Annotated in this window: 4 protein-coding genes; 2 read left to right on the forward strand and 2 right to left on the reverse strand. The window is 44.7% G+C overall.

The window, feature by feature from the left end; genetic code table 11:
- Window positions 1-36: 36 nt before the first annotated feature.
- Window positions 37-1,299: an esterase-like activity of phytase family protein gene (locus tag QUA78_RS21720; protein ID WP_333301482.1), complete on the reverse strand. Its 1,263-nt coding sequence runs from the start codon at window positions 1,297-1,299 to the stop codon at window positions 37-39.
- A gap of 446 nt (window positions 1,300-1,745) precedes the next feature.
- On the opposite strand from QUA78_RS21720, the gene QUA78_RS21725 reads away from it, so the two are divergent.
- A complete protein-coding gene (locus QUA78_RS21725) occupies window positions 1,746-3,023 on the forward strand; it encodes a tetratricopeptide repeat protein (RefSeq protein ID WP_333301481.1) in 1,278 nt (425 codons plus the stop codon).
- A 69-nt stretch (window positions 3,024-3,092) separates the two neighbouring features.
- Here QUA78_RS21725 and QUA78_RS21730 read toward each other — a convergent pair whose 3' ends face one another.
- A complete protein-coding gene (locus QUA78_RS21730) occupies window positions 3,093-3,614 on the reverse strand; it encodes a GNAT family N-acetyltransferase (RefSeq protein ID WP_333301480.1) in 522 nt (173 codons plus the stop codon).
- A 447-nt stretch (window positions 3,615-4,061) separates the two neighbouring features.
- On the opposite strand from QUA78_RS21730, the gene QUA78_RS21735 reads away from it, so the two are divergent.
- Window positions 4,062-6,113 carry an ABC transporter ATP-binding protein gene (locus tag QUA78_RS21735; RefSeq protein WP_333399011.1) on the forward strand — a complete coding sequence of 684 codons (2,052 nt, stop codon included), beginning with the start codon at window positions 4,062-4,064 and terminating at the stop codon, window positions 6,111-6,113.
- The last annotated feature ends 291 nt before the right edge of the window (window positions 6,114-6,404 follow it).

The raw sequence follows: 6,404 nt of genomic DNA on the forward strand, positions 1-6,404 counted from the left end.
TTCTTGTGGGGTGGGCTTCTAGCCCGCCCTTCTGACCTAATTTTTGCTTTTTAAACTCAACAAGATAAACTGAGTTTTCTGCGTTTCATCAAAATTGTCGTCGCTGACCAACACTACACTCTGGCTGCCATCTGGCAAGCGCGGGCCGAGGGTCATCCCCTCTAAATTGTACAGCGGAATTCCGAGTTCGCTTAAGTCTAGCAGCAACTTTTTCTTAACAGGTTCGACCATTGCCACTCGACCTTTAAAACTCTGGATTCTCGAAGTATCTGTAGCCGCCCCAACCGCTACTTGATAAATCCTAGCGCTGTATCCCGACAGCCCAAAAGAACGTTCTAAACTCAGAATCTGACCGCCACCGACAGTTACTAATTCTGTTAAACCGTTCAAAATAGTCATGGGAACTTGGTCGAGGTTGTAAAGATTTTCTGAGACTAATTGCGGCGTTTTATCGACGATGATATAATGTAAAAGACGGATTTTGCTTGCCTGTTCTGGGTCTAAATCTTGCATTAACGGCGCTTCCGTAGCTGCGAACAAACGAAACGGATCGAGACCGCCCGGACTAAAAGTTTCTGGGTCGATGGTTAAAGATTCAAAACCTAAATTTTCCACCACTCCTTGCTGCTGTTTTTCATCGCTGGCATCGGGAATATAGCGCTTTGGTATCGGCAATTGTCCCCGCATTTGCCCTGTTTTGAGGTCAAATTCACCGACAAAAGGAGGGATGCCAACATGAGTAACGCCTTCGCTGGCGACAAATACTGAGTTGCGGGGAGAAAGGGCGATGCCTTCGGGATTGATGGAACCCCAAGAGAAGGTTGCACCATCTGCTTTTTTGAGGGAGGTAACGCCTTCAACGGCAACTTTTTTCAGGCGAATATTTGCTGGGTCACTTGATGTGAGGTCGAGTCGGAGACTGTAAAATCTGGCTTCTCCGTTTTCGCTGGGGTCGTCGGAAAGAGCGTAAAAGCGATAAGCTTTGGAAGTGACTGCGCTAATACCTTTGGGGTCGTAGGTAATTCCTGAGAAACCGCCGACTGGTGCTCCTTCAAAATTGATTTTTGGCAATTGGTACTCGCCCAAAAATTCTAAGGACATTTCTGGAAAAGAGCGGTCTCTAGCAACTGCGGGAGGGGGGGCGCAAGCTGTGCAAACAGTTAAGATAATAAGGGCTAGACTAAATAAGCGTAAAATGCGATCGCCCAGCGTCTTTAAATCCCAATAATTGCTCAGTGCGGTGGCATTTATTTTGTTGCTCTTGTTGAACAGTTTGCTTTTGTGCCATCTTTGTGACATAATTTATACCGTTTTGTAGATATGCAAAACTTGATGTTTCCAGAAAAGATGCCGAATCGCGGCAACCAAATTTTGAGAGTCAGTAACTCAGGGCTAAAGCCACTGAGCTTGTAAGAGAAATCAAGCAAGCTGTATTGACCAGCCTAAGTCTTCACTGACTACGTTATTGGGGTCATAACACCGGAAGATGCGACGCTAGTTTTCCGCTCTGTTGTTTACAGTTAAACAGTCTTAAAGTCACTGAGACAGTGCTGTAAGCGTGACAAGCCCCGATAACCTTGGCGAAGCGAACATTACCCTGAAAAGGAGATTGAGGCAACCATACCTCACCGGAGAGGCAACTCGACCTCTCCAACCCCTTTCGGGGATTCAAGGCGGTTGAAACCGCCGGGTCGTTTTCCTCTCAGGGCTGAAGCCACTGAGTTTCCCACTTACCGAGTATTTTTATGAGAAGTTCTGTGCCAATTGGGTGCTTGCTTTTTTTGTGGCTGTGTGCTGGTTCTATTGCTAGCGCCCAAACTAATCCACCAGGCCTCGATCAATTTTCTCCTAATCCTCTAGAAATTACAACACCCGATCCCCTAACTCCCGCTAACGAATCTTTGAGCAGCACTCAGCGGGACGAACTGACAGCGGCTTTGGAAGAGTTAAACTTAGAAGCAGCGGCTAAAATGCAAGCTGGAGACGGCGTGGGTGCTTTTGAAATTTGGTTCCGAGAATTGCGGCTGCGGAGGTATCTGGGCCCGGCGGCGGAAATTGCTGCTTTGAGTCGGGTGGGAAGTGTTGCTTGGAGTAATGGTAAAAACCTCGAACTACAGCTTATTACCAAACGTTTGCAAGCAATTCAAAAACAAGTCAAATCCCAAGTACCACTTAATACTGAGTTGCTCCCCACCTTGGTTGCAGCTTTTCAGCAGGTGCGCGCTAAAGGCCCGACTGTAGAAGTTTACCAAGAAATTCTCGAAAATGCGCGCCAAAAGCAAGATATATTGGCTGAAGGTCAGATTTTGAAGGCGATCGGGCTTATTCACATCAATTGGTTGAGTTACGATAAAGCTGCTCCGGTGTATGAGGAATTGGCAACTTTAATTCAGGAAAACCGCGCTTTATTTGCTGCTAATTCTGCTGTGCAAAATTCTGCTGTAGTTGCGGGAAACGGCGCGCCCCCGCAGCCTGTAACTCCTCCAACTGAGGTAGATACTCTGAGACAGTTGGCTTACGTTTACCAGCAGTCGAAACAACCCCTAAAGGCGATCGCAGCCAGGGAAAAACTAGCATCAGTGTATCTTAACTTACAAAATCCCAGCGCTATACCACCGCTCAAAATTGCGATCGCCAGCGATTACCAAACCATCGGTCAAATCAATTTAGCAGCTCAATACTATCAGGAAGCATACAATTTAGCCGTCCCCATTCAACAATATGCCCAAGCTAGCGAAGCTTTAGATAAATTAGCATTACTTTATCGAGCCCAAAAGCAGTGGGAGTCAACTTTACGGATTTATCAAATGCAGTTGCTGTTAGAAGAGCGGGCTTACAATTTCTATGGATTGATGAACACTTATGACAATATCGGTCAAGTTTATCAAGAGATGAAGGCTTACGATAAGGCTTTGGAATCCTATCAAAAAGGGTTAGAAGTGGCTAAAAAATTGGGACACCGACAAGAGTATTTTGCTAAGAAAATTCAAAAAGTTAACAAGCAATTGCAAAGGACTTCGTAGTTGTCATCAGGCAATAATGACAAATTGCGATGTGAGTAATTTAAATTCAGTAAGGTGTGCATTGCACACCTACACAACTACTTTTGACTCGTAGGTTTCTCGCGAGATTGAATAATATAGTACATCAGTTTCGTAATAACGAGCATTTTTTTCATATTTCATGCCAACTTTCTGTATCACCCGCTGGGAGGCGATATTTTCTGGGCGGGCGATGGCAACTATTCTCTCTAACTTTAATATTTCAAATCCATAGTTTAGACTAGCAAAAGATGCTTCTGTGACTAATCCTTGATTCCAGTAAACTTTGTCGATCGCATAGCCAAGCTCAACTTCCGGTGTTTTGTCCAAAAAAGCAAGTCCGCAGCGACCGATCAATTTACGGTCTATTTTATGTACTAAAGCCCACATTCCGAAGTTGTTTTGTTCCCAACGTTGGAGCATGGTATGAATGGCGATTTCTGTTTCTTCTCTAGTTTTAACTCCTCTCAAGTATTTCATTATTTCTGCATCACTGTAAATACGGTACAGCTCATCTAAATCTTCAGGCGTAAATTGTCTCAGATACAATCGGGCTGTCTCTATTTCGTGCATAATTTATCAGTACAAAGTCTAATACACTTTCATTAAGACGACGGTGAAATGTAGAATCAATCTCTTCAATGCAGTGAACTGCATTTTGAAAATCCAGCATTTGAGCCAGCAAATAAAACGAGTGGCCGACTCTATGTCTAAAGGCATAAAGTGGCAAGTAGCGGGTATCCGCAATTGTAATAAATATGGGTGACTGAGCGCTGTATGGTTGGATAATTTGCTGGATCTGTAGAAGATTTCCTAATTTGACTGACTCTATTTGCTACAATTATTAGTTGGACTATATTGTACAGCTTTTTTGCTAAAAGCTGAGCGAACTGATCTCGCCCGCCCGCCCTACAAGCCGCGCAGCGAAAAAAAAGCTCGATCTTCTCAGCAAAAGCGCCCGAGTTTAGCAGAATACTAGCTTCTGCAATCTAAAATCTAACATCTAAAATCTAACATCGGATGACAATTTCCTCACCAGTAACAGACACCAAAAACAAATCCGGCCAGGAAACAGACTGGCGGTTATTTCTGAGGTTGGCATCTTACGCAACCCGCAGCAAACGCTTGCTGATTATTTCGATCGCACTATTAGTACCGCTAGCAGTCTCAGGAGCAGTTCAACCGATTCTCATCGGACAGGCAATTTCGGTAATTCGCTCGGAACCTACCTACGAATTCTTGCGGGGATTGCCTTTATCTGCTGCATTGAATCTTCTGGCAGTTTTGCTCATGCTAACTATAACAGTTAGATTGGCACTGCAATCACTTCAAGGCTATTTAGTCACGAAAGTAGGGCAAATAATTACTACAGATATTAGAAATGATTTGTTCTCGCACGTCACATCGCTAGCAGTGAGATTTTTCGATCGCACTCCTGTAGGCAAACTGATGACTCGCCTCACCAGCGATGTAGAAGCTTTGGGAGAGGTTTTCTCTTCAGGGGCGATCGGCATTGTCAGCGATTTATTTTCTATTTTAGTAATTGCCATTTTCATGTTTACCATGCAGTGGCAACTAGCTTTAATGTTGGTGCTGATGATGATACCAATTACCGCAGTCATAATTTATTTCCAGTACCAATATCGCATAGCAAATTACACTACCAGAGAAGAACTTTCAGACCTTAACTCACAACTGCAAGAAAACTTGACTGGTATTGGCGTAGTGCAGCTATTCCGCCGCGAAAGATTCAACTCTGAATTGTTTCGCGTCACCAATAAACTCTACATTAAAGCCGTTGACACAACTATCTTTTACGACTCCGCCGTATCTGCGACTTTAGAATGGATTGCTTTAGTGGCCATCGCAGGGGTTTTGTGGATGGGCGGTCAAAGGGTTTTAGCTGGTAATCTTAACTTCGGTACTCTGTCTGCATTCATTTTATTTGCTCAGCGTCTCTTCGATCCGCTGCGGCAATTTGCTGAGAAATTCACTGCAATTCAAGCAGGATTTACCGCCGTCGAACGGATTAGCGATATTCTCAACGAACCCATTGAAATTAAAGATCCAACTAGCGGGAAGAAGGAAGAAGGAAGAGGGAAGAAGGAAGAAGGAAGAGGGAAGAGGGAAGAAGGAAGAAGGGCAGGTTATTCACCGTTGTTGATAACTGGACATCCAGAGGCAACGGCTTACAACTTGTCTCCGTTCGATCGAGAATTGGCAGATAATCCTCAAAATCCAGCAAGTTCAGAATATCGTTTATTGCCTAACAATCCCCAATCACCCCCCGCCAACCTCCCCAAGCTAAGGGGGGGAGAAAATGCCAAATCGCAGAATTCAGAATCGGGAGAAATCCAATTTGACAACGTGTGGTTTGCCTACAAAGAAAACGAATACGTCCTGCAAAACCTCAATTTCACCATCAAATCCGGCGAAAAAGTAGCATTAGTCGGCCCCACCGGTGCGGGCAAAAGTTCGATTATCCGTCTCCTCTGCCGCCTTTACGAACCTACTCAAGGGCGGATTCTGGTTAATCATGTGGATATTCGGGATTTGCCTCAAGCAGAGTTGCGGCGGCACATAGGCGTGATTATCCAAGATGGATTTCTATTTGCTGGCGATGTGAAGAGCAATATTAGCTTGGGAGAAAATTACTCGATTGAGGAAATTCAAGCAGCAGCAGAAAAGACAAATGTTGCCCGTTTAATCGAACAGTTGCCTCAAGGTTACGATACGCAATTGCGGGAACGGGGGACGAATCTTTCGGGGGGACAAAAGCAATTATTAGCATTTGCTCGCGCCGCAATTCGCAATCCCAGTATTTTAGTGCTCGACGAGGCCACTGCTAGTTTGGATGTGGGGACCGAAGCTTTAATCCAAGAAGCTCTAGAGCGTTTGATGGCGGACAGAACGGCGATAATTATTGCCCACAGGCTCTCGACTATCCGAAATGTCGATCGTATTTTAGTGCTCAAACGCGGGCAATTAGTAGAGTCTGGTAGCCACGAAGAATTGTTGCAGCAAGAAGGGTTGTATGCCAGTTTGTACAAGTTGCAAATGCTGGGAAGTTAATCTCTGAAATCAGGCACGACAGGGATTATGAGATGGATGCACGGATGAATTATCGATCGTGAGTCAGGAGTCAGAAAGAAGCAGAAAGAAGGAAGAGGGAAACTTCTCCGAATACCAAGAGCCCAGACTTCTTCAAGAAGTCTGGGCTCTTGATGTTATTTCACGTTGGATTCGCAGTCTGCGCGATGGTCATGCCTTCTGTGATTAGCCACTAACCATTGGTAACAAGTTAAGCTTGTATGGCAGTTGTCAAGGGGATTTGAGAAGATGTGTCAAAGAAAAATTGATGAT

Origin of the sequence: Microcoleus sp. K4-B3, from assembly GCF_036704615.1 — a bacterium.
Classification (GTDB): domain Bacteria; phylum Cyanobacteriota; class Cyanobacteriia; order Cyanobacteriales; family Microcoleaceae; genus Microcoleus.